This window comes from Allobosea sp. CER48 (genome assembly GCF_044752385.1).
GTDB lineage: Bacteria > Pseudomonadota > Alphaproteobacteria > Rhizobiales > Beijerinckiaceae > Allobosea.
The window spans coordinates 1-1,263 of record NZ_JBIWYK010000690.1 but is presented as its reverse complement, the minus strand read 5'-3'; the positions used below and the strand labels follow the sequence as shown (position 1 = coordinate 1,263).

2 protein-coding genes are annotated in these 1,263 nt (G+C 67.9%); both read left to right on the top strand.

Translation table 11 applies throughout. From position 1 onward, the window contains the following. The coding region (locus ACIPIA_RS16605; protein ID WP_400511076.1) for an ABC transporter ATP-binding protein at window positions 1-715 on the top strand (715 nt) is incomplete at its 5' end. Continuing rightward, window positions 708-1,263, top strand: a 556-nt coding sequence (locus tag ACIPIA_RS16600) for an ABC transporter ATP-binding protein (RefSeq protein ID WP_400511075.1), incomplete at its 3' end; no start/stop codon positions are given. The genes ACIPIA_RS16605 and ACIPIA_RS16600, both read left to right, overlap by 8 nt.

Below are 1,263 nucleotides of genomic sequence, written 5' to 3'. Positions count from 1 at the left end.
CTTCGGCGGCATCACCGCGACCGATCATGTCGACTTCACCCTGACGAAAGGTGCTCGTCATGCGCTGATCGGTCCGAACGGCGCCGGCAAGACGACGTTCGTCAACCAGTTGACCGGCGTGCTCAAGCCGAGCTCGGGCCGCATCGAGCTGATGGGCGAGGACATCACCCGGCTGCCGCGCGAGGCGCGGGTGCAGCGGGGGCTCGCCCGCACCTTCCAGATCAACCAGCTTTTCGCGAGGATGACTCCGCTGGAGATCATCGCACTCGTCACGTCAGAGCGGCTCGGGCGGGGCAGCCGCCCTTTCCGCGCGCTCGACCGTGATCCGGAGTTGGTGAGCCAGACTGCCGAGATCCTGAACCGCTTCCGCCTCGACGACATCATGGACCGGACGATCGCCACTTTGCCCTATGGCAAGCAGCGCCAGATCGAGATCGCCGCCGCCTTCGCCGCGCGGCCTTCCGTCTTGCTGCTCGACGAACCGGCGGCCGGCGTGCCCGAGGCCGAGCGCCGCGAGCTGATGCGGACCGTCGCCGAGCTTCCGGACGATGTCTCGGTGCTGCTGATCGAGCACGACATGGACCTTGTCTTCCGCTTCGCGACACGCATCACCGTGCTGGTCAATGGCCGCGTGCTGGCGGAGGGTACGCCGGAGGAGATGGCCCGCGACCGGGGCGTGCGCGAAGCCTATCTCGGCGAGGACGCCCATGTCTGACGCATCAAGGCCTGAGTTGCTCAGGATCGACAGGCTCTGCGCCGGCTATGGCGAGGCGCAGGTGCTCTTCGACATCGACCTGACGCTGGCCGAGGGGCATTCGCTCGCCTTGCTCGGCCGCAACGGTGTCGGCAAGACGACGCTGGTCAACAGCATCATCGGCGTCACCCGCCGGCGCGGCGGGCGGATCGTACTGGCCGGGCGTGATCTCACCGTAGCCTCGCCGGAGCAGCGGGCGCATGCCGGCATCGGCTGGGTGCCGCAGGAGCGCAATATCTTCAAGTCGCTGACGGTGCTGGAGAACCTGACCGCGGTGGCGCGCCCGGGGCCCTGGGATGCGGAGCGGGTTTTCCGGATGTTTCCGCGACTCGCCGAGCGCAAGGCCAATCTCGGCAACCAGCTTTCCGGCGGCGAGCAGCAGATGCTGGCGATCGGCCGGGCGCTGATGCTGAACCCGAAGCTGCTGCTGCTCGACGAGCCGACCGAGGGGCTCGCCCCGATCATCGTCGAGGAGCTGCTGCGGGCGCTGAAAGCGCTGTTTCGCGAGG